This window comes from Promicromonospora sp. NPDC052451 (genome assembly GCF_044547525.1).
GTDB lineage: Bacteria > Actinomycetota > Actinomycetes > Actinomycetales > Cellulomonadaceae > Promicromonospora.
Genome location: NZ_JBIUAP010000014.1, coordinates 1 through 22,048 on the forward strand (window position 1 = coordinate 1; position 22,048 = coordinate 22,048).

Genomic DNA, 22,048 nt, shown 5'->3' on the forward strand with positions numbered 1-22,048 from the left:
CCCCCCCCCCCCCCCCCCCCCCCCCCCCCCCCCCCCCCCCCCCCCCCCCCGCCCCGCCCCCCCCCCCCCCCCCCCCCCCCCCCCCCCCCCCCCCCCCCCCCCACCGTTCTCCTTCGGCACCGTCTGGTGCCGCGTGGGGATCAGCCCTTGTTGCGGGGCGGCGCCTCGCCCAGCTCGCTGGAGGTCACGACCATGCCACCCTGGACGGCCGGGTCGCCCTGGCCCTCCGTCGCGGTCACCAGCTCGAGCGGGCCGGTGACGCGTCCCGCAGCCTTGACGTCCTCGACCGCCGTCTCGACGGCGGCCAGCGACGCGGCCGGCACGGCCAGCGACGCGGCCACGATCGGCGTGCGCATGGATGCCTTGGCCTCGGACTTCACCTTGCGCAGCGCCGCGAGGGCGTGCCCGGCCGCGGCGAGGTCGGCCGGGTCGGCGTCGCCGCCCGCCGCACGCAGCGGCTCGGCCACGGGCCACGGGGCGCGGTGCACCGAACCCTCGCGCCACCAGGACCAGACCTCCTCCGTGGCGAACGGGAGGTACGGCGCCAGCAGACGCAGCATGGTGTCGAGCGCGATCGCCAGCGCCGTGCGGGCCGACGTCGTCTCGGCGGAGACCTCCGCTGCGTCCGCGCCCGCGCCGTACGCGCGGTCCTTGACGAGCTCGAGGTAGTCGTCGCAGAACGTCCAGAAGAACGTCTCCGTGAGCTCCAGCGCCCGGGTGTGGTCGTAGGTCTCGAGCGCGGCCGTGGCCTGCTCGACCACGCCGGCCAGACCCGCGAGCATCGAGCGGTCCAGGGAGACCGTGACCGCCGCCGGGTCGAGCGCGATCTCGCTGCCCGCGCCGCCGCCGAACGACAGCGCGAACTTCGAGGCGTTGAGGACCTTGATCGCCAGGCGGCGACCGATCTTCATCTGACCGACCTCGAACGCCGCGTCGGTGCCCAGGCGTGCCGAGGCCGCCCAGTAGCGCACCGCGTCGGAGCCGTGCTCCACGAGCAGGTCCATGGGCGTGACCACGTTGCCCTTGGACTTCGACATCTTCTTGCGGTCCGGGTCGAGGATCCAGCCGCTGATGGTCGCGTTCTTCCAGGGCAGCACCTTGTTCTCCAGGTGCGAGCGCACCACGGTGGAGAACAGCCAGGTGCGGATGATGTCCTGCCCCTGCGGGCGCAGGTCCATCGGGTAGACGCGCTCGAAGAGGTCGTTGTCACGCTCCCAGCCCGACACGATCTGCGGCGTCAGGGAGGACGTGGCCCAGGTGTCCATGACGTCGGCGTCGCCGACGAAGCCCCCGGCCTGGCCGCGCTGCTCCTCGGTGTACCCGGCGGGCGCCTGCGACGTCGGGTCGACCGGGAGGGTCTCCTCGGCGGGCACGATCGGGTGGTCGTAGTCGACCTCACCGTTCGCGGTGACCGGGTACCACAGCGGGATCGCGACGCCGAAGAACCGCTGGCGGCTGACCAGCCAGTCGCCGTTGAGGCCGTTGACCCAGTTCTCGTACCGCACCCGCATGAAGTCGGGGTGGAAGTCGAGCTCCTTGCCGCGGCCCAGCAGCTCCTCGCGGAGCGCCTCGTCGCGGCCGCCGTTGCGGATGTACCACTGGCGCGAGGTCACGATCTCGAGGGGCTTGTCGCCCTTCTCGAAGAAGTTCGCCTTGCGCTGCGTGGCGACCGGCTCGGTCGGCATGTCGCCCGAGGCGGCAAGGGCCTCGACGATCGCCTTGCGGGCGCTGAACGTGGTCTTGCCGGCCACCTCGGCCTCGAACAGCTCGACGCCGGGACCCTCCGCGAGCCACTCCGGCACCTCGCGCGTGATGCGGCCGTCGCGGTTGATGATCGACCGCGTCGGGAGCTGCAGCTCGCGCCACCACTGGACGTCGGTCAGGTCACCGAAGGTGCAGCACATCGCGATGCCGGCGCCCTTGTCGGGCTCCGCCAGGTGGTGCGCGAGCACCGGGATCTCGACGCCGAACAGCGGCGAGGTCACCGTGATGCCGAACAGGTGCTGGTAGCGCTCGTCGTCCGGGTGGGCGATGAGGGCGACGGCCGCGGGAATGAGCTCCGGCCGCGTGGTCTCGATGTAGACGGGCTCGCCGTCGGGCTTGTGGAACGCGACCCGGTGGAAGTGGCCCGGGTAGTCGCGTGCCTCCAGCTCGGCCTGCGCCACCGCGGTCTGGAACGTGACGTCCCACAGGCCGGGGGCCTCGGCCTGGTAGGCCTCGCCACGCTGGAGGTTGCGCACGAACGCCCGCTGCGCGGTGGCACGGGAGGAGTCACCGATGGTCTGGTACGTCTGGGCCCAGTCCACCGAGATGCCGAGGCGCCGCCACAGCTCCTCGAACTGCTTCTCGTCCTCGGCCGTCAGACGCTCGCACAGCTCGACGAAGTTGCGCCGGCTCACCGGCACCTGGTCCGCGGCCTTGACGTTCTTGTCCGTGCCCTCGAACGGCGGCGTGAAGTCCGGGTCGTACGGCAGCGACAGGTCCACGCGCACGCCGTAGTAGTTCTGCACGCGGCGCTCGGTCGGCAGGCCGTTGTCGTCCCAGCCCATGGGGTAGAAGACCTCGAGCCCGCGCATGCGCTTGTAGCGCGCCACGATGTCGGTGTGCGTGTAGCTGAACACGTGTCCCACGTGCAGGGAGCCGGACGCCGTGGGCGGCGGGGTGTCGATCGAGTAGATCTCGTCCCGGGTCCTGGTGCGGTCGAACGCGAAGGTGCGCTCGGCGCTCCACCGCTCGTCGAACTTCGTCTCCAGGCCGTCCGTGCTGACCTTGTCCGGTACCGCCTTGACCACCGCGCGTACGACGTCGGTGCCCGGTACCGCGGCGGCGGCGTGGGTCGGTGTCGTGTCGGGTGCGGGTGTGGTCGCAGCCGGGTCCGTCGGCCCGGAGGAGGCGGGAATGCTCATGCGCACCAGTGTCCCAGATCCGAGCAAGCCGAGCGGCACGTCGTCCACAGGTCAGGCGGGGGCGGACGGGGGCCCGCGCAGACCTTCTCGACCGGGCTCGGGCGCTCGCTCAGCCGGCCAGGTGCGACCACCGCGGAGACAGGTCGGCCCATGGCCCGACAGCGACCATCCGGCCGCCGTCGACCACCACGACCCGGTCGGCCGCGGCGAGGGTCGCCGTGCGTGACGTCGTGCCCAGCACCGTGGCGCCGGCCCGGCGCAGGCCGGACCACACCTCGGCCTCCGTGACGGCGTCGAGGGCCGAGGAGACGTCGTCCACGAGCAGCAGGTCGGAGCCGGTGGCCAGCGCCCGCGCGAGCCCGAGGCGCTGCACCTGACCGCCCGAGAGCCGCAGGCCGCGGTGCCCCACGACGGTCCCGGTGCCGCCCGCCTCGGCGACGTCCCGGCCGAGTCCCGCCGACCGGAGCGGGCCGTCGACGGGCCGGTCGTGGTCGAGCCGCACGTTGTCCGCCAGCGTGCCGGAGACGACGTGCGGCACCTGCGCGACGTGCGCCACCCGGGGCGGGCGCAGGAACGTCTCCGGGTCGTCCACGAGGGCGCCGTTCCAGGTCACCCGGCCGTCGACGTCGACCAGACCGGACAGCGCCCCCAGCAGCGACGACTTGCCCGAGCCGACGTGCCCGACCACCAGCACCAGCTCGCCGCGGCGCACGGTCAGGTCCACGCCGCGCACGCCCACCGTGCCGTCGTCGTGGACGGCGCTCACGTCGTGGAGGCGCAGCTCGTGCAGGGGAGCGGCGCAGTCGGGCACGGGGGCGGGGTGCGTGCCGCCCGGCACGACGGTGCCGGTGAACAGGTCGACGTCGCCGGGTACGTCCGCGAGGCGTGCCGTGCCGGCGTACCGGGCCGTGACGTCCACCCAGCGGCGTGCGGCCGCACCGCTCGTGACGAGCTGACCCAGCCCGTACCCGATCCAGCTGAACGTTCCGATCGACGTGCTGACCAGGAGCGTCGTGGCCAGGGACCACGTACCGCCCAGGTGCAGCGTCCACGCCAGGACGGTGGCGGCCCGGCTCAGCACGGACGGGGCCAGCCCGACGAGGAATCCGGTCCGTTCCTCGCGCAGCGACGACTCCACGCGCCGGCCGTCCACGCGGGCCACCTGACCGAGTACGCCGTCCGTGGCCGCCGTGAGCTTGACGGTGCGCACGGCGTCCAGGGCCGATCCCAGCAGCCGGCCGAGCTCGGCGGCAGCGTCGCCCGCCTGCCGGGCCGCGGCCGCGACGTAGCGGCTGCCCAGGACCTGGGCGGCGAACATCACGGCCGCCATGGCCAGCCCGATCGCCCCGGCCAGCAGGCTGTCGCTGAGCACGACGAGCAGGGCCAGCGTGAACGGCGCCGTGAGCAGCTCCCGCCAGGCCTGGGTGTGGCCCGTCAGGCGGTACTCCTCCTGGGCGCGCGCGGCGATCTCGCCGGGAGCGTCGCGGACGGTGCGCCGCTGGGCCGTCTGCCCCCGCAAGAGGGACAGCCGCAGCCTCAGCCGTGAGTCGGCCCACCACCGGGCGCTCGTCAGCCGGACGGTCCAGGGCAGCAGCGTGTTGGCCAGGACCGCCGCGAGGACGGCGCACGCCAGCAGCCAGGGCGCGGAGCCCTGCTCGAGGTCGACCACGAGGGCCGCCCACAGCCACCCGACGACCAGGCCGGTCGAGGTGAGGTAGTCCGTCAGCTCCCACACCACGGCAGGGAGCAGCAGGCCGGACGGCCGCGCGCGCAACGTGCTCCACACGGCGCGGCCCAGCGGACGGCGGGGGAGGTCCGACCGCTCCCGGGGCGTGCGGGTCGGTGCACGGTCGGCGGCCGCTGGCGCCGGCCCCTCCGGCGGCATGTCCTGGACCGAGCGCAGGGGCACGGCGGGTGCCGGACCCGTGCCCCTCGCCGCCGTGTTCGCCGTTGTGTCGTCCGTCGCCGTGTCGTCTGCTGCTCCGCCCCCGCCGGTCCCCGCCGCCGTCAGCAACCGTGCGAAGGCGCCGCCGGAGGCCGCCAGCGTGTCCCAGGGTCCGTGCTCCACGAGCCGGCCGGCGTCGAGCACCGCCACGGCGTCGGCGTGCCGTGCGGTGGTCAGCCGGTGCGCCACGACGATCGCCGTGCGCCCGGACAGGAGCGCCCGTGACGCCAGGGTGACCCGTTCCGCCGTCGCCGGGTCCATGCGTGCGGTGGCCTCGTCGAGCACGACCACCTCGACGTCGCGCACCAGGAGCCGGGCGAAGGCGACGAGCTGTTCCTCGCCGGCGGACAGGGTGACGCCGTCAGGCCCCAGGCGGGTGTCCAGGCCGTCGGGGAGCGACGCCACCCATGCGGCCAGCCCGAGCGCCTGCATCGCCCGCTCGACCCGTTCCGGCGGGACGGGGCCCCAGAGCGTGATGTTGTCGGAGAGCGTCGCGGCCAGTATCTCGGTGCGCTGCCCGACGACCCCCACACGGGTACGCAGCTCGCCCAGGTCGAGGCCCGTGACGTCCTGACCGTGCAGCAGCACTGTCCCGGCGGGCGGCTCGACAGCGCGGCTCAGCGTCTTGGTCAGCGTGGTCTTGCCCGACCCCGTGCGGCCGACCAGGGCGCAGGTGGTACCTGCCGGGACGGTCAGGTTCAACGGACCGAGCGTGAAGCCCTCGCCGTACGCGAAGGTCAGGTCGCGCAGCTCCACGTCGACCCCGCCCTCCCGGACGGGGAACCCCGCACCACCCGACGGCTCCTGCGGTGCGGCCAGGAGGTCGCGGACCCGCTGGAAGGTGCCGATCGCCTCCTCGACGCGCGGCAGGAGCCGGCCCAGGACGTCCACCCGGCCCACGAACCCCGTGACCAGCAGCCACAGCGTGACCAGGCGGGCGATGTCGAGCGCACCCCCGGAGACCGCCCACACCCCGCCCACGAGCACCGCTCCCACCAGGGCGTCGAGCGGCAGCTCCGTGCGCAGCCGCACCCGGGAGAACGTGACCGACCACTCCTCCCGCAACCTGATCTGGCGGGCGGCCAGCTCGGCGTACCGGCGCAGCACGTACCGCTGGCCGTGGGCCGTGCGCAGGTCGTCCCGCGCGGCCACCGCCTCCTCGAACTGCGCCATGTGGTCGGAGCCGGCCTCCGAGCTGCGGCGGCTCAGCTCTCGCAGAGGCCGTGCCGAACGCCGGGCGAGCAGCAGCACCAGCGCCGCGATTAGAGGGAACGCGATCCACGCCGGCCACCAGACGAGGCCCGCGGTGACCCAGCCGACCACGAGGCTGATGCCTGCCTGGCCGAGCGTGATGCCGATCCCGCTGATCGCCCGGGTCAGCCGCTCGGGATCGCCGTTGACCCGGTCCAGGAGCTCGCCCACCGCCTGCTCCTCCAGCGCGGGCAGGGGCTGTCCCAGGGCAGCCGCGGCGAGGTCGGTGCGCAGCGTGGCCTCGGCGCGGGCCGCGGCCCGCTGCACCACCAGCCACGTCACCGCGTCCAGCACGACGACGGCCGCGCTGACCACCGCGAGGACGATCAGGGTGTCCCGCGCCGGGTCCGCCGCCATGCGCCCCGTGACCACCGCCGCGTACGCCGAGGCCCCGGCCGCCAGCAGCGCGGCCGGGACCGCGACGGCGGCGACCCGCAGCGCACGCCGGCGCCACGGTGCGTGGCGCCGGTCGCGAGGCAGGCGGGTTCGGCGGCTCGGACGAGCCGGGAGGCGGGGCATGGCACGACCTTGCCACCCGCCACTGACATTCACCCCGGCCCGCAGGATCCGTACCTCGCCGCCGGGCACCACCCGGGGTGTCGGTGGTCCCGCGTAGCGTGGTTGCCATGACCGCATACCGTGAGCTCGCGCCGCCGGCTGGCCTCCTGCCGGTCGTGGCCTGCCTCTGGGAGCACGACGTGCCGCCGGGCCACGAGCAGCGCGTCATCCCGGACGGCTGCGTGGACCTGGTCCGGCTCGACGGCGAGCTGGTGGTCGTCGGCGCCGACACCGGTCCCGTCGTCGTCGCCGCGGCCGCCGACCGGGCGGCGTCGCGCACCAGTGGCATCCGGCTCCGGCCCGGAGCGGCAGGCGCCGTCCTCGGCATCCCGGCGTCGGAGGTGCGTGACCAGCGCGTCCCGCTCGCCCAGGTCTGGCCCGGCGCCGGTGCGGCACTCGCCGAGGCGCTCGACGCGGCGGACCCCGCCGGCCGGCTCGACCTGCTCGCACGCGCGGTGCTGCGGCGCAGGGCGGAACGGGACGGCCTGGTCGCGGCCGCCGCACGCCGGCTCGGGCTGCCCGGCGCGCGCATCTCCGGCGTCGCCGCCGACCTCGGGGTCAGCGAGCGGCACCTGCACCGCCGCACCGTGGACGCCGTCGGGTACGGACCCAAGACGCTCGGGCGGGTGGCCCGCCTGCGCCGGCTGATCGGCGGCGGGCCGGCGCCCCTGGCGGAGCGGGCGCTCGCGGCCGGATACGCCAGTCAGGCGCACATGAGCGACGAGGTGCGTCGCCTGACAGGCTTCACGGCGGTCCGATTCCTGGAAGACGCCGTGCTGACCGCCGCCTAGCGTCGGCACCATGAGCACACCGACGACGATCGACATCGACGCGGCCCGGCGGTTCGTCTATGCGGACGCCCGGCTCCTGGAGCGGCACCGTCTCGCCACGCTGTTCGACGGCGCGCCTGCCACCCCTGTCCTGGACGCCCTACGCCCCTACCGGAACGACGACGGCGGCTGGGGCCACGCCCTCGAACCCGATCTGCGGGGGCCCGACAGCCAGGTCTCCGGCGCGATGTCCGCGCTGGCGGTGCTGGCCGAGCTCGGCGTCGCCGCTGACCCCGAGGTGGCACGCCTGGCCACCGAGACCGCGGACTGGCTGGCCGGCGTCGCGCTCGCGGACGGCCGCGTGCCGCACGTGCTGCCGACCGCCGCCGCCTATCCCGCGGCGCCGTGGATGCGACCGAACGACGGCGGCATGCTGACGTTCGCCGTCGCCGCGCACCTCTGGGAGCTGGGGGTGGAGCACGAGTGGCTCGACGCGGCCACGGCGTGGTGCTGGGGGCAGCTCGACGGCGACGCACCGGTGGGCGGCTACACGGTCAAGTTCGCCGTCGACTTCCTGGACGCCGTGCCCGAGCCGGACCGGGCCGCGGCCGCCGTCGAGCGGCTGCGCCCGGCCCTGCGCGAGGACGGGACGATCCCCGTGGAGGGCGGGCAGGACGACGAGCAGCTCACGCCGCTGATCATCTCGCCCCGCCCCGGCACACCCAGCCGTGCCCTGTTCACCGAGGAGCAGATCGCCGGGGAGCTGGAGCGGATCGAGAGGGAACAGCTCGCCGACGGCGGCTGGGACTTCGACTTCCTGCACTGGTCACCGGGGCAGTCCGTGGAGTGGCGCGGCATCGTCACGCTCGGTGCCCTGCAGACGCTCCGGCTGCACGGCCGGCTGTGACCCCGTGCCGGACGCCCGGGTCACGGGCGTGACCTGGGCGCCCGACACGGCGGTGTCCGGTGCGCAGCCCGAGGCCGGGGCGCCCGGGGTGCCGCATAGGCTGGGCGTGTGGTGAACATCGGGTATGCCGCGATGCTGGAGCAGTTCGCGCCGCGCGAGGCGGTCGAGCTGGCGGCGTTCGCGGAGGCGCACGGCTTCTCCGGCGTCATGGCCGCCGACCACTTCCAGCCCTGGACCCCGCAGCAGGGTCAGGCGGGCTTCGTGTGGAACGTGCTGGCCGCGGCGGCCGAGCACACGACGGGCGACCTCGGGCCCGTGACGGCGCCGACGTTCCGCTGGCACCCCGCCGTGGTGGCCCAGGCGTCGGCGACCCTGGCGGCGATGAACCCGGGCCGGCACTGGCTCGGCGTGGGCTCGGGGGAGGCCCTCAACGAGCACGTCGTGGGCGGTTACTGGCCCGAGGCAGCGGAACGCATCAACCGCATGTTCGAGGCCGTCGAGATCATCCGGAAGCTGTTCACCGGCTCGCTGGCCGGGCGGGACGTGAAGCACGCGGGCACCTACTTCAAGCTGGAGTCGACGCGCCTGTGGACCATGCCGGACGCCGCCCCCGAGATCCTCGTCGCCACGGCGGGCCCGGTCACGGCCCGTCGCGCCGGGCGGACGGCGGACGGGCTGATCACGCAGGCCGCGCCGCCGGAACGGATGTCCACCCTGCTCAGCCGGTTCGCCGACGGCGCCCGCGAGGCGGGCCGTGACCCGGCGCGGATGCCCAAGGCGCTCCAGCTCCACCTGTCCTGGGCACCCACGCACGAGGAGGCCGTCGCCAACGCGCTGACGGAGTGGCCGGTGGGCGGCATGCGGTTCCCGCGGTCCGACATCCGGTCGCCGCACGACTTCGCTCAGCTCGCCCGCATGGTGCGCCCTGAGGACTTCGAGGGGCGGGTGCTGGTGTCGGCCGACCCGGACGAGCACCGGGCCTCGCTCCAGCGCTACGTGGACCTGGGCTTCGACCGCATCTACCTGCACAACGTCGGGCGCAACCAGCGCGAGTGGATCGAGACGTTCGGCCGCGAGGTGCTGCCCAAGCTGGTGCGGTGAGCTGGCCTCGCCGCACGGTCACACCGTGGCGGACCAGTACCCGCCGTAGCCGTCCTTGTGCCGCAGCTCGACGGCGGCGAGCGGCCCGACGTCGGGCAGCGTGACGGTGACCGCGACGGCTGACCGGTCCGCCAGCGGACCGCGCGTCCAGAACGTGTCCTGGGCCGTCGCGTTCCCGGCGACGGCCTCCGCGACGGTCCCGTCCAGCCCGACCGCGCCGACGCGCAACCACTCGTGCGGCGCAGGATGGCCCCACCTGTCCGAGCCGGTCCGGTCGCACGCGACCGAGAGCGTGACCTGCCGGACCCGCACCCCGGCCACGCCCGCGACCCAGCACGAGCCGTCGCCGAGCCGCAGGGTGTGACCCTGCGGCCACGGGTGGTCCAGGCTCCCGTCGGCGATCGCCACGCTCTCGCCGCCCGGCACGGGCTGCTGCGACGGCAGGGGCGACGTGCTCTGCGGGGGTGGCGCGGCGTCGTCGGTCACGGTCGTGCCCGGGCCGTCGTGCACGTCGTCGGCCAGCGAGTACCAGACGCCGGCGACGGTCCCGCCCAGGAGCACCGCCGTCACGGCCCCGGCGGTCAGTGCGACGCGCGACCACCGGGGACGGCACCGCGGGCCGTCCCGCCGCGTGGACGGCAGGAGGCCGGGTCCCAGCACGGGCAGGGTGGCCAGGGCCGACTGGTCGGGCACCCCGAGCGAGCGCAGGATCGCGTCCAGCGACGTCCGGCGCTCCGGCTCGCGGACCAGGCACGCGTCGAGGAACGGGCGGAGGTACCCGGGCGCGTCGTCGTACGACGGGTCCTGCGCCGACACGCGGTACAGGACCACGGCGGGGTGGTCACCCTCGTAGAGGTGGTGGCCCGTCGCCGCGTAGTACGCCAGCGCGCCCAGCGCCCAGACGTCGGCGGCCGACGTCGCGCGATCGCCCGCCGCCTGCTCGGGGGCCATGTACATGGGGGTGCCGACGGGTTGCCCGGTCATCGTCACCCGCGTCGCGTCGGTCGTGGCGACCACGCCCAGGTCGATCAGCCGCGGCCCGTCGGGGCCGAGGATCACGTTGCCCGGCTTGACGTCACGGTGCACCAGGTTCGCGCGGTGGATCGCCAGCAGCGCCTCGGCCACGCCGCGGACCAGCTCCAGGACCGCGGCCTCGGCGAGGGGACCGTCCGCGGCGAGCGACTGGGAGAGCGTCGGCCCGGGGACGTACTCGGTGGCGAGCCACGGCAGCTCGGCGTTGGGGTCGGCGTCCACCAGGTTGGCGATGTGCCGGCTGCGGACCGTGCCGACAGCGCGCACCTCGCGCCGGAAGCGGGCGCGGAACTCGTCGTCGTGCAGGGCGGCGCCCCGGATCAGCTTGATGGCGACCTGCCGGCCGCGCCGGCCGGTGCCGAGGTAGACGTCGCCCATACCACCGCTGCCCAGGCGGGCCCGGACACGGAACGGGCCGATCGTGCGTGGCTCGCCGGACCGGAGCGCCGCGGGCTCGGGCATCGACGAGGTCCGCCGGGGCGGATCCTGCACCACGAACGTTCCCCCTGTCGGTCACGGTCGACGCGAGAGATCCCGCGAACCGGACATATTCGGCTTTTGCCCGGGAACGATATCGCACCGGTCCCCGCCGTCGCTGGTGTGAGGATGGTCCCGTGGAACGACTCAGTGTCTGGGCCCCCGACGGCCTGCCCGAGATCCGGCCCGGCGACGACCTCGGCGCACTCGTCGCCGGCCTCCTCGCCGGCCTCGACGACCAGGACCGGCCGCGCGACGGCGACGTCGTCGTCGTGACCTCCAAGATCGTGTCCAAGGCGGAAGGCCGGGTGGTCGCCGCCGACGACCGGGAGGCGGCCATCACCGCCGAGACCGTGCGGGTGGTGGCCCGGCGCGAACGGCCCGGGCAGGCCCCGCTGCGGATCGTGGAGAACAAGCTCGGCCTCGTGATGGCCGCGGCAGGGGTGGACGCGAGCAACACCCCGGAGGGCACGGTGCTGCTGCTCCCCGTGGACCCGGACGCCTCGGCCCGGACCATCCGGGCGGCCCTCGTCCAGCGGCTCGGCCTGCGGCGCCTCGGCGTGGTCGTCACCGACACGGCCGGACGCCCCTGGCGCGACGCGCTAGTGGACATCGCCATCGGCTGCGCGGGGATCGCGCCCACCGACGACCTGCGCGGCAGCACCGACAGCCACGGTCGCCCGCTGAACGTGACCGTCACCGCCGTCGTCGACGAGATCGCCGCCGCGTCGGAGCTGGTCCGCGGCAAGGCGAGCGGGCGCGCGATCGCCGTCGTGCGCGGCATGGCGCACCACGTGACCGACGACGACGGCCCCGGCGCGCGCGTGCTGGTGCGCGGCAGCGCCGACGACCTGTTCCGCGAGGGGTCGGCGGAGGCCTACGCCCGCGGGGTGGCGGACGGGCGGGCCGCCCGGACCGACGACCGGGCCGGCGGCTGACGTCCCGGCGGTCTTGCGGTCCGGGTGGTCTGGCGCGTCCGGCGGCGTGCGAGCTGCCCGGTCCGGCCAGCCGTCCGACCCGGCTCGCCGATGGGGCGAGCCGGACGGCTGGTGCGTTGACCCGGCCTTGCGTCAGAGGGTCGGGCGGCGCGACATCATGCGGGGTGCGGGCGGGCCGTCCGGGTCCGACGGCGTGACCGTGACGGACCAGTCGGGTTCCGGCTCACCGCCGGCCCCGGTCTCCGTCACCGGCGCGGGGTTCGCGTCGGTGACGGACGCCGACGCCGGGTCAGCCGGCGCGGGGGTGGCCGACCCGGGGGTGGCCGGCGCGGGCCCGGCTGGCGTGGGCCCGGCTGACAGAGCCGACGGCGCGGAGACCGACGTCGGGCCAACCGGTCCGGGGGCCGAGACCGGGGTGGCCGGCCCGTGCGCCGGTGCCGCACCGGGTGCGGCCGCTGACGACCCCGGGTTGGCCGGAGCCCGTCGTGGTGCCGGTACGGACAGCGGTTCCGGCCGTGGCACGGACGTGCCGTCAGGCCCGGGCGCCGGTGGGGGTGGGGGAGGCGGGGGCGGGACGGCCGGGAGCCCGCGCGCCGGGGTGGCCGCTGCGGCCTCCGCGGATGCGGGCACGGAGCCCGCTCCCGAAGCCTCCGGCCCGACGCCGGACCCCGAACCGGTCCCGGCCCCCGCGACGCCGGCTGTCGGGGCGCCACCGCCGGGCACACCACCGCCCGCGACACCAGCCCCTCCGCCCGACCCGCCCCGGGTCGCCGAGGGGACCGGCTCGACGTCCGGCAGCGGCGTCTCCAGCAGCACCACGTCCACGCGCGACTCGCGCATCTCGCGGCACGTGGCCAGGCCGATGCCGCCCACGTGGTCCTCCAGGGTCTGGAGCAGCTTGAGCGGCGTGGCCAGGATCATGTGGAACCCGAACGCCGCGAACGTGTCCATGGCGGTGCGGGTGAACGCCGTGTCGGCCTTGTCGAACGCCTCGTCCAGCAGGATCGAGCCGTAGGCGGGCGCGGCCGAGTCGGATGCCCCGGCGAGCTGGTAGCGCAGCGCCGCGGCCAGGCAGAACACCACGAGCTTCTGGCGTTGCCCGCCCGACAGGCCGGCGGACGAGTCGTGCACGGCCAGGGCGATGCCGCCGGCCGTGACCTCGACACCCGTGAAGTGCACGTGCCGGCGGGTGTCGAGGCACAGCGCGCGCCAGGCGCGGTCGGCGGGGTCGCTCGACCCGAGCCGCCGGACCAGGCGCTCCAGCACCTCGTACTCGGGCTCGGCCTCCGCGGTGAGCGTGTCGAGAGTGGCCAGGAACTCCTCGACGGCCGCGGGCCGGCGCTCCTTGACCCGGATCTCCAGGTACCGGTCCGTGTCGAACGGGGAGCGGCGCAGCGAGGCGTTGACGCCGACGATCCGCTCGCGGATGGTGGCGGGCGCCTGCCGGATCTCCGCCGCGAGCTTGCGCAGCGCGCGGCGGGCCTGGTCGGTGAGCAGGTCGGCGAACCGCGCCTCCTGCTCGGGCAGCCGGGAGGTGCGGATGCGTTCGAGCACCTCGAGGTACCGCGAACGGTCACCCACCTGCGCGGTGAGGTCGCGGGTGATGGCGGGCCAGCGGCGGCGGAACTCCGACAGCAGCCCGACGATCTCCCGCTCGGCCGCGGCCGACGAGCGCAGCCCGGCCTCCCGCTCCGCGTCCAGCGTGCGGGACACCGACAGGGAGACGTCGTCGATCACCTCGTGCGTCACCGTCTGGCGCACGGCCGCGTAGCGCTTCTCGAGCTCCTCACGGTGCGCGAGCGGGATCGCGGTGGTCGGGGCGTCCCCGAGCTCCGCCACCACGCGCTCCAGGGACCGGCGGTGGGCGCGGGCCTCGGCGAGGGCGTCGGCGGCCTCGGCGGCGGCCGCCCGTGCCTGGTCCAGCCGGGTCTCCGCCGCCGCGACGTCCTGCGAGGCCTGGAGCAGGTCCATCGTGCCGTCGAGCAGCCGGTCGAACGACGCCTGCGCGTCGGTCAGGTCGGCCTCGGCGGTCTCGATGTCCACCTCGCGCCACTCGCGCCGGGCCACGTGCCGCAGCGTGAGCTGACGTCGCACGGCCTCCCGCTGCTCGGCGACGGCGTCGGCCACCGCGGCGTCGGCCTGCGCGAGGCGCGCCTGGGTCTCGCGGGCGAGCTCCAGGAGCTGGTCGAGCCGGTCGTCGGCGTCCCAGCCGAGCGCCCAGTCCTCCACCCCGGGCAGCTCCGGCTGCTCGATCTCCTCGGGTCCGTGCTTGACCAGGCCGTCCCGGGTCACGGCACGCTCGTGCAGGTCGAGCCCCGAGGGGTCGTCGACGCACAGGTAGTCGTACTGCTCGGACAGGCGCCGGTGCAGCCAGCCCGCCATCGGGCCGTCGGCCACCTCGACCTTGTGCACCAGCGAGGCGTCGTCGGCGGACCGGGGTGCGTCGTTGCGCACACCGACCACGCGGTAGCGCAGGCCGGGTCCCGCCGCGACGGCGCCGGCCACGGCGGCCCGGTGGGCCGGGGCCACCAGGACGAGCGTGGCCAACGGCCGAAGCACGGCCTCGATCACGGGGCGCCACTGCTCGTCCTCCTCCCGCACGCGCAGCAGCTCGGCCGCGAACGGCAGCGCGGAGACGTCGAGGCCCGCCTGATCGGCCACGGCCCGCCGCGCGGCGGCCAGCTCCGCCGGCACGTTCGTCTGGGTCTGCCGCACCGCCTGGATCCGCTGCGCCACGGCCTCGTGCCGCAGCCCGACGGCGGAGCGTGCGGCCAGCGCCTCCCGGATGCCCGCGTCGAGCGCCTCGGGCGCCCGCTGCCGGCTCACGGTGGCGACGGCTCCCGTCACCGCCGGGGTGGCGCCGGTACCGACCGTGGGCGTGGCCCCCGTGGCCACCGCAGGGGTCGCGCCCGTCGTGACGGCGGGCACCGCGCCCGTCAGCGTCGGCACCGTCCCCGTGGCCGGCGGGCGCGTGCCGCCCAGCTCCCACCGGGCCTTCTCCTTGAGCGCCGCGAACTCGGCGAACGTCTCGGGCATGGTCATGCCGACGGACTCCAGGTCCGTGGCCAGCTCTCCGCGTCGCGTGCGGACCAGCGCCGCGATCTCGCCCGCCCGCTGCAGCCGGTCGGCCTGCGTGGCCAGCGCCTGCCCGCCGCGGGCGCCCAGCACGTTCACCGCCTGCTGGTGCGTGTTGGCGGCCACCTCGACCTCGGTGTCCGCGGCCTTGCGGTGGTGCTGCGCGCGCTCCTCGGCCGCCTTCGCCTCGGCCAGCGCGCCGTGGGCCAGGTCCAGCTTCCAGGCGTCCTTGAACGTCTCCAGCGACCCGCGCAGCGTCGCGGCGCGCACCCCGGCCGCCGACCCCTCGTCGTACGCCTTGGTCAGGGCCGCCAGGCGGCTCAGGTGCTCGATCTGGCGGCGCGACGTCTCGATGTCGGCGTACGCGCGCGCCACGTCCGCGAACTGCTCCACGGCCTCGGCCGCCAGGCCGAACGTGCCGGGCTCGTCCAGCATGTGCCCCCGGAACAGGTCGTCCAGGCTGCCCAGGTTCTTCGCCGACTGCGTCCGGTGCAGCAGCACCAGCGCCTGTTCGGAGCCGATGCCCAGCGCCTGCGTGAACGCCGCTGCGAACGGTCCGTGCCGTTCGCTCACCGTCGCCCCCGGCCATGCCGCGGTCACCCCGGCGACGTCGGGGCCGGAGCGGACGTACCGCTCGAAGTCCAGCAGGCCGGCCTCGCCCGGCACGACCACGTGCAGCGTGGACGGCGTCGACGAGCCGCGCGTCAGGTGGAACAGGCGCACCAGCGTCACCACGGAGCCGGGCGCGTCCGTCCCCGAGGAGTAGCGCAGCAGCACACCCGACCACGTGGCCCCCGGGCGCAGGTGGTCGGGTACCACCTCGCCGGTGCTCTCGTCCGTCCGGTGCCGCCACGCGCCACGTACGTACGAGACGACGTCGCGGTCGCCCGCTTCGCGCTCCGTGGCGCCGGTGCCCGCCGCGGCGGCGTTGAACCGCAGGTGCTCCGGCGGCGTCAGGACGGCGGCCACGGCGTCGACCACCGACGACTTGCCCGAGCCCGAGTGGCCCGTCAGGAGAAAGCCCTCGCGCGGCACCGGCACCACGTGGTGCCCGGAGAACGTGCCCCAGTTCACCAGCTCGATGCGCGCCAGGCGCCACTGTCCGGGATGCGGCGACGTCATCAGCTCTCCTTCGCCAGTCGGGCGTACTCGGTGCTCAGGGCCGCCACCTGGTCCGCGCCGAACACGGTCCGCAGCACCGGCGAGACGGCCGCGCGGTCGCCGCCGAGCGGCTCCAGCATGCCCGACTCGACCAGCCGCGCCCACGTCGCGTCAAGCTGCCGGGAGAAGTCCATCGGGGAGGCACCCCCACGCCGCCGGTACGCGCCCAGGTGGTCGGCGGCCTCGTCCCGGCTGATCGCCACCCGGCCGTCCGGCGAGTCCAGCAGCAGACCGCGCAGGTGCAGCAGGAGCGCCGTGTCCAGGAACGTGAGGGCCACCTCGCGCACCACGCGCGGGGCGTCCGGCGCCGGCACGTCGCGCACGAACGCGACCTGCGCGTCGGCGTCCACCACCAGGTCGAGGTACTGGTCGGCGAGGCGCTCGCGGACCACGTCCTCGTTGGTCAGCAGCGCGCGCCACGTGTCGGGGTCGTTCTCGGCCGCGAGGTAGGGACCGCGCACGAGCCGCGCCAGCGCGCGGCGGGCAGGAGCGGGCAGGGTGCCGTGGTCGTCGGGCCACAGGCGGCCCGCCGTCCCCGGGTCGTCGGGCTCCCGGCCGGTGCGACCGGCCGGCGGCGCGGACGACGTCGTGCCGGCCGGCCGGCCCGGGCGTGCCGCGCGGAGGTCGGCCCGGGCGGGTCCGGGCAGGTCGGGTTCTGTCACGGGACACGCTCCTCGAACTGGTGCTGGGGAAGGACGGTCCGGCGGGTGACGCCGCGCGCGGACCGCCAGCTCACGTCCTCGGTGCCGCCCGTGGTCGTGCCGTGCTCCTCGGCGAGCGTGAGCAGCCCGACCACGCTCGCCGCGCCCTGGGTGGCCGGGTGCGCGGCCAGCACCGAGGCGACGGTGGCGCGCTCCGCCCGGTCGATCACGTCGTTCACGTGCCCGCGCAGCTCGTCGACGTCGATCTCGGAGTCGCGGGCCATGGCGCGCAGCGCGGAGAGCGAGACGGCACGGGGTGGTGGCGCGGGCGCGGCCTGTGGTGCCTCGGCGTCCTCGACCCCGGGGTTGTGCGGGGCGAGCCCGCCCACGGACCGCGGCGCGACGCTGCCCAGCGGCAGCGTGAGGCGCATCTCGGTGCCGGGTGCGACGTCGGCCGCGGCGGCGAGGGCGGCGTCCTGCGCCTCGCCGAGCAGGCGCCGCAGCGCGCGTTCCGCCGGGAGCTCGCCGGAGCGCACCATCCGCTGGAGCGCGCGGCGCAGGTTCGCCATGGTGTCGGTGAGCTCGTCGGCGGCGTCCTGGAGCGTGGGCAGCAGCCGGCGCAGGGCCGACGCCTCGGCGGGTGCCAGGTGGACCGTGTCGAGCACGCGCCCGACGTCGTCCTGCGCCGTGTGCTCGGCCTGGCGCAGCAGGTCGCGGAAGGCGACCAGGCCGCGGCCCGCCTCGGACTCGGCGAGGTGGTCGACGCCGCGGTAGATGTCGTCCAGGAACGCGTCCCGCGAGCCGTCGGACTCCAGCAGCCGGCGGCGCAGCTCGCGGTCGGTGCGTTCCAGCTCGGTGCGGACCCGGGCCAGGTCGGCGGGGATGTCACCGGCGAGCGCGAGCAGCTCACGGGCGCGCTCGGCGGCGTCGGCCGGCGGCAGGGGCACCGAGTCGCCGCGGCGGGCGCGCTCGATCCGTGCGTCGAGCTCGGCGCGCTGCTCCAGCAGGGAGGCGAGGCGTGCCTCGGGGTCGGGGTCGGCCTCGTCGGCCAGGGCGTGCAGGCCGCCCAGCACCGCGCCGAGCCGGGAGGGGGTGACGGCGGGATGGGGCCTGCTCAGCCGGGAGACGAAGCGGATGGCGAGCAGGGCGCCGTCGGACAGCTCGATGGTCTCGGTGCCGGCGTCGCCCGGGCCCTGCGGGCCGCGGCGGCGTACCAGCACACCCTCGTCGATCCACTCGGACACGTAGAACCAGCCGGAGTAGGGCAGCTCGAACCCGGCACGCCGGAGCTCGGGCAGGTCGTCGTCGACACGGTCGGCGAGCTGCTCCACGGGCAGCCGGCGGCGGGTGGCGCCGAGGTTGCGGTCCAGCAGGACGACGGCTGCCGCGGCGTTCCTGGACCGCAGGAGCACCCACGCGGGGTGCTCCTGGAGGAGGGCGCGGACGGCGCGTGCCGCCTGACCGCGGCGCCCCGTCCCGTGCGCGGCGGCCTGCCGGGGCGCGGGGTCGTCGCCCGGTGAGCTCGCAGTACCCATGGGCGCTGAGAGTAGTAGGCGAACGTGTCGGTACGGCACCCCCGCACGAAACATGCGACTCGGGCCGCTGTCGATGAGCCGCGACGGGAATAGACGTATAGAGTCGGACGCACAGGGCTTGCCGGAAAACAGATCTTCACTTTCCGGCGAGCCCTGTCGTGCGTCATGGCACGTTCTTGATGTCCGAGCGTCGACGGGAGGGCGCCTTGCTCACGACCGCAGCCCAGATCGTTGTCAGGATCCGTGCCGAGCGAAAGCTCAGCATGAGTTCCCTGGCGGTGCTGGCGGGCGTCCCCACGTCCACGATCAGCCGTATCGAGTCCGGGCAGGTCGAGCCCACGCTGGGGATGATCCGCCGCATCGCCCTCGGCGCCGGGTACCACCTGCACGTGCAGTACTACGACCTCTTCACGGGCAAGCTCGAGGACCACGTGGTCGCTGCCGGGAAGGACGAGGAGGCGGCTGCGGACGAATCCGGCCGGTAGGGGCGGTTTCGTCCAGGTCCGCTACCTTGTCTCCGTAGGGGAGGTCTCGTCGTGCCCGTCGTTCCACCGAGCAATATGGTCGTCATATGCCGAACGTCATGATCCCCGCCGCGGTGCGGGAGGACGTAGAGACGCTGTGGGCGTTCCACGACCTGCGGCACGAGCCGCGCGCCGTCGACGTCTGCATCGGCCTGGGCGGTCACGACCTGGGGGTCGCCGACTACACCGCCGACCTCTACCTCGAGGGTCTGTTCCAGCAGATCGTCTTCACCGGGGCGAACGCGCCCACCACGGTCGACGCCTTCCCGGAGGGGGAGGCCTTCGGCTACCGCGACCACGCGGTGGCCCGTGGCGTGCCCGCCGGCGCGGTGCTCGTGGAGCCGGCGGCCACGAACACCAGCGAGAACCTGGAGTACAGCCGCAAGGTGCTCGCGGAGCACGACATCGAGCCGTCCTCCGTGCTCCTCGTCTCCCACCCGTACCAGCAGCGGCGTGCGTTCGCGACGTGCCGGGTGGTCTGGCCGGAGGTCGACGTGCTGTGCGTCTCGCGGCCCCTCGGGCTCGACGCGTACGTCGAGACCATCGGTGACGCCGACCGCGTGGTCGACATGCTCGTCGGCGAGACGCAGCGGCTCACCCTCTACGCCGAGCTCGGCTTCATCGCGCACGAGGAGGACGTGCCGGACGAGGTGCTGGGGTCGTTCGACCGGCTGGTGGGCGCGGGGTACACGTCGCGTCTCGTGGAGGACAGGCGCCCGATCGACGTCTGAGTCGGACGTCACGAACCGGATGATTCGTACATCCCTGGCGAGTCGCCCCGTTCTCCGTTACGTTCCGGGGCATGGGCGAGGAAAACAAGCGGGGCAAGGATCCCAGGAAGTTCACCTGGCAGGAGATCCTCACGTTCATCGCGGGCGCGGGGTACGTGGCGAGCCCGATCGACCTGCTGTCGGAGGGTGTGCTGGGGCCGCTCGGCCTGGGTGACGACGCGATCGCGATCGTCATCGCCGGGGTCACGCTCTTCAAGGCGGTGCAGCGCTTCCGCAGGCACCGCACGGACCCGGGCGCGACCGGCACGGCCCCCCAGGGCGGCAACGCCCCGGCGGACGGCGCGGCGCCGGGCAGCACGTCGTCGGACGCCCGGCGCCCGGGCCCCGCGCCGTCGGGAAAGACGATCCCGGGGACGGCCGAGGACGTCACCGACCGCAGGTCACGGCGCTGAGCCGGCCCGCCGAGCTGCCGGTCGCCCGGCCGGCCGGCACCGTGCCCGCCCTGGCCCGGCGGCGGGCGCGGGACTAGGGTCGACGGCGTGGTCGGCGACAACGCACCCCGGATCCTGGTCGTGGGCGGTGGTCCCACCGGGGCCGCGACCGCGGTGGCCCTGCGGCGCGAGCTGCCCGGCGCGCACGTCACGGTGATCGACAAGGCGACGTTCCCGCGCGACAAGACCTGCGGCGACGGCCTCGGCCCGGGTGCGCGGCGCGTGCTCGACGGGCTGGGCCTGTCGGGCCTGCTGGACCGCTTCCACATGCCGATGTCCGTGGCCATCAGCGGTCCGGGCGGTGTGGAGGCGTTCGCGCGCGGCCCGTTCATGGACGGTCACGACCTGGCCGGGTACGTCACGCCGCGGCTGGTGCTGGACGACCTGCTGCTGGGGGCGGCCCGCGACGCGGGCGCGGAGGTCCGCGAGGGTGTCGCGTTCCCTGGCATGACGCCGGTGACGGGTGCGGAGCAGGTCCCGCTGCCCGACGGCGACACGACGTTCGACCTGGTGATCGGGGCGGACGGCGCCTACTCCGCGGTGCGGCGGACCCTCGGCGTCGAGCGTCCCCCGATGCGGCACACGCACGTCGCGATGCGCGCCTACGGCACGGTGACGCACCCGGAGAAGCCGGTGAGCGACACGCTGCGGTTCGACTTCCTCGAGTCCCTCCTGCCGGTCTACGGCTGGGTCTTCCCGCTGCCCGGCGACGGTGCCAACATCGGCGTCGGCCTCCCGGTGGAGCACCTGCGGCGGCAGACCGAGCGGCACGGCCGCACCCTGCGCGACCTGTTCGACCTGTACGTCGAGGACCTGCGCCGGCGCGGGTTCGAGGTGTCCGGGCTGGAGCGGATCGCGACGCACCAGCTGCCGCACGCCGCGGCCCGCACCCCGATGACGGCGCCGGGGCGCGCCGCGGTGCTGCTCGGTGACGCCGCCGCGACCATCAACCCGCTGAGCGGCGAGGGCATCTTCTACGGCATGGCGGCGGGTGTGCAGCTCGCGGAGCACCTCGGGGCGCTCGACCGCGCGGGCCAGGACTGGCGCGGGGAGCGGCTGCCGGCTGCGCTGGCCGGCTTCGAGCGGGCGCACCAGCGCCGGTTCGCCCGGCACTACCGGGAGTGCTACCTGGCGCAGCGGCTCATGAGCTCCCGGCTCTGGGCGGGCATCGCGACCCGTGCGGTGGCGGCGTCGGACGAGGCGATGGCGCACGTGGCGCTCATGCTGTTCGACGAGCAGTCGGCCGGCTCGCGCGGGCTGCTGCGCCTGGCCGGGAGCAGCCTGCGGCCCCTGCTGCGGGGCCGGGAACGGGTGGCGCGGGCGGGTCGTTGACCTCTCGCAGGGTCTGTCAGAATTGAGATTCTGCCTGTTTTCCGCAGGTCTCCACCGATCCACCCCCGACTCGAGGACGACGATGTCACGCACCATCCGCCGGGCCGTCGCGCGACTGATCTGGGCCGTCACCGGCTACCGGATGCGCTCCGAACCGGCCCCGACCCGGCCCACGGTCTTCATCGGCGCCCCGCACACGTCGAACACCGACTTCTTCCTCATGCTGGCCATCGCGTTCGACATGGACCTCAGGATCCGGTTCCTCATCAAGGACTCCTGGTTCAAGGGGCCGATGGGCGCCGTCATGCGCTCGCTCGGCGGCATCCCGGTCGACCGGAAGGACCCGGCGAGCATCGTGGACGAGATCCTCGACGCCGTGGCGCGCGGCGAGGAGTTCCATCTCGTCGTGACGCCGGAGGGCACGCGCGGCGCCGGGTCCGGGTACTGGAAGTCGGGCTTCTACCGGATCGCGCTCAAGGCGGGCCTTCCCGTGACCCTCGGTTACGTCGACGGCGTCGCCAAGGTCGCGGGCCTCGGGCCGAGCATCGAGCTCACGGGCGACGTCCGTTCCGACATGGACGCGATCCGCGCCTTCTACGCCGACAAGTCAGGCGTGAAGCCGAAGAACCGCACGGAGCCGCGCCTGCGTAACGAGGACCCCCACCAGCCCTGA

Annotated in this window: 15 protein-coding genes; 9 read left to right on the forward strand and 6 right to left on the reverse strand. The window is 75.0% G+C overall.

Translation table 11 applies throughout. The annotated features are described in order from the left end of the window. Positions 1-140 precede the first annotated feature (140 nt). The gene (gene valS, locus ACIG47_RS21335; protein WP_397433056.1) at positions 141-2,906 is read right to left on the reverse strand and encodes a valine--tRNA ligase; all 2,766 of its coding nucleotides are present in this window, start codon (positions 2,904-2,906) and stop codon (positions 141-143) included. Between the two features lie 109 nt (positions 2,907-3,015). Beyond that, positions 3,016-6,621 (reverse strand): ATP-binding cassette domain-containing protein, encoded by a 3,606-nt coding sequence (locus ACIG47_RS21340; protein ID WP_397433058.1) that lies wholly within the window; start codon positions 6,619-6,621, stop codon positions 3,016-3,018. Between the two features lie 107 nt (positions 6,622-6,728). Between ACIG47_RS21340 and ACIG47_RS21345 the strand changes: the two genes are divergently transcribed. From ACIG47_RS21345 to ACIG47_RS21355, 3 genes are all read left to right on the forward strand, one after another. Continuing rightward, on the forward strand, positions 6,729-7,451 hold the full coding sequence (locus tag ACIG47_RS21345; protein WP_397433059.1) for a DUF6597 domain-containing transcriptional factor: 723 nt from the start codon (positions 6,729-6,731) through the stop codon (positions 7,449-7,451). 10 nt (positions 7,452-7,461) lie between these two features. After that, a complete protein-coding gene (locus ACIG47_RS21350; RefSeq protein WP_397433060.1) occupies positions 7,462-8,337 on the forward strand; it encodes a hypothetical protein in 876 nt (291 codons plus the stop codon). Between the two features lie 108 nt (positions 8,338-8,445). After that, complete coding sequence (locus tag ACIG47_RS21355) at positions 8,446-9,438, forward strand: TIGR03557 family F420-dependent LLM class oxidoreductase (protein ID WP_397433062.1); 993 nt, start codon at positions 8,446-8,448, stop codon at positions 9,436-9,438. An 18-nt stretch (positions 9,439-9,456) separates the two neighbouring features. On the opposite strand, the gene ACIG47_RS21360 is transcribed toward ACIG47_RS21355, so the two are convergent. After that, positions 9,457-10,932: a serine/threonine-protein kinase gene (locus ACIG47_RS21360; protein ID WP_397433063.1), complete on the reverse strand. Its 1,476-nt coding sequence runs from the start codon at positions 10,930-10,932 to the stop codon at positions 9,457-9,459. A 152-nt stretch (positions 10,933-11,084) separates the two neighbouring features. Between ACIG47_RS21360 and cofE the strand changes: the two genes are divergently transcribed. Beyond that, a complete protein-coding gene (cofE, locus tag ACIG47_RS21365; protein ID WP_397433064.1) occupies positions 11,085-11,885 on the forward strand; it encodes a coenzyme F420-0:L-glutamate ligase in 801 nt (266 codons plus the stop codon). 132 nt (positions 11,886-12,017) lie between these two features. On the opposite strand, the gene ACIG47_RS21370 is transcribed toward cofE, so the two are convergent. Genes ACIG47_RS21370 through ACIG47_RS21380 form a run of 3 tightly spaced genes read right to left on the reverse strand, consistent with a single transcriptional unit; the run spans position 12,018 to position 18,297 of the window. After that, positions 12,018-16,082, reverse strand: coding sequence for an ATP-binding protein (locus tag ACIG47_RS21370; protein ID WP_397433065.1), 4,065 nt, complete (start codon positions 16,080-16,082; stop codon positions 12,018-12,020). Beyond that, positions 16,082-16,783 carry a DUF4194 domain-containing protein gene (locus ACIG47_RS21375; protein WP_397433066.1) on the reverse strand — a complete coding sequence of 234 codons (702 nt, stop codon included), beginning with the start codon at positions 16,781-16,783 and terminating at the stop codon, positions 16,082-16,084. The genes ACIG47_RS21370 and ACIG47_RS21375 overlap by 1 nt, the downstream gene beginning before the upstream one ends. Beyond that, positions 16,780-18,297, reverse strand: coding sequence for a DUF3375 domain-containing protein (locus tag ACIG47_RS21380; protein ID WP_397433067.1), 1,518 nt, complete (start codon positions 18,295-18,297; stop codon positions 16,780-16,782). The genes ACIG47_RS21375 and ACIG47_RS21380 overlap by 4 nt, the downstream gene beginning before the upstream one ends. A gap of 179 nt (positions 18,298-18,476) precedes the next feature. Here ACIG47_RS21380 and ACIG47_RS21385 point away from each other — a divergent pair, with 179 nt between their 5' ends. The 5 genes from ACIG47_RS21385 to ACIG47_RS21405 all read left to right on the forward strand — a co-directional run bounded on the left by ACIG47_RS21385 (position 18,477) and on the right by ACIG47_RS21405 (position 22,048). Next, positions 18,477-18,782: a helix-turn-helix domain-containing protein gene (locus ACIG47_RS21385; protein ID WP_397433068.1), complete on the forward strand. Its 306-nt coding sequence runs from the start codon at positions 18,477-18,479 to the stop codon at positions 18,780-18,782. A gap of 86 nt (positions 18,783-18,868) precedes the next feature. Beyond that, entirely contained in the window at positions 18,869-19,552 is a 684-nt protein-coding gene (locus ACIG47_RS21390) for a YdcF family protein (RefSeq protein WP_397416226.1), read from the forward strand. Positions 19,553-19,623: 71 nt separating this feature from the next. Beyond that, complete coding sequence (locus tag ACIG47_RS21395; protein WP_397433069.1) at positions 19,624-20,004, forward strand: DUF1232 domain-containing protein; 381 nt, start codon at positions 19,624-19,626, stop codon at positions 20,002-20,004. A gap of 87 nt (positions 20,005-20,091) precedes the next feature. Next, on the forward strand, positions 20,092-21,375 hold the full coding sequence (locus ACIG47_RS21400) for an FAD-dependent monooxygenase (RefSeq protein ID WP_397433070.1): 1,284 nt from the start codon (positions 20,092-20,094) through the stop codon (positions 21,373-21,375). Between the two features lie 82 nt (positions 21,376-21,457). Beyond that, on the forward strand, positions 21,458-22,048 hold the full coding sequence (locus ACIG47_RS21405) for a 1-acyl-sn-glycerol-3-phosphate acyltransferase (RefSeq protein WP_397433071.1): 591 nt from the start codon (positions 21,458-21,460) through the stop codon (positions 22,046-22,048).